Origin of the sequence: Rhodococcus sp. T2V, from assembly GCF_029269925.1 — a bacterium.
Lineage (GTDB): Bacteria > Actinomycetota > Actinomycetes > Mycobacteriales > Mycobacteriaceae > Rhodococcus_F > Rhodococcus_F koreensis.
This window is the reverse complement of the sequence record NZ_JARJBD010000417.1, coordinates 1-437: the sequence shown is the minus strand read 5'-3', so window position 1 is coordinate 437 and position 437 is coordinate 1. Positions and strand designations below refer to the sequence as shown.

The 437-nt window shown below is 70.7% G+C and carries 1 pseudogene; it reads left to right on the top strand.

Annotated features, from left to right (window positions below):
• Positions 1 to 437: pseudogene (locus tag P3H15_RS54650) on the top strand (IS701 family transposase); the annotation flags it as partial.

Sequence of the window (437 nt, the reverse complement as noted above, 5' to 3'; positions counted from 1 at the left end):
CAGGTCCCCTTCTCCTGGGTCACCGCGGACGAGGCCTACGGGCAGGTGAAGTACCTGCGGGTCTGGCTCGAGGAACGCGATATTTCCTACGTCCTGGCCACGCGCTGCAACGACGACGTGTTCACCCCGCACGGGCGCACCGGGCGCGCCGACGAGATGATCGCCGCGGTCCCGGCGAAGCAGTGGCGCCGGATCTCCGTCGGCGACGGCGCGCACGGCCGACGCGAATACTCCTGGGTGCGGATCCCGATCCGGATCGCCTGGGCACCCGGGCGCGGGCACTGGCTGCTCGCCCGCCGATCCCTCTCCGATCCGACCGAGATCGCGTACTACATCTGCGCCGGACCCCGCCGCACCACGCTCACCGAACTCGCCACCATCGCCGGCTCCCGGTGGCGGGTCGAGGAATGCTTCCAGCAGGCCAAGAACGAGGCCGG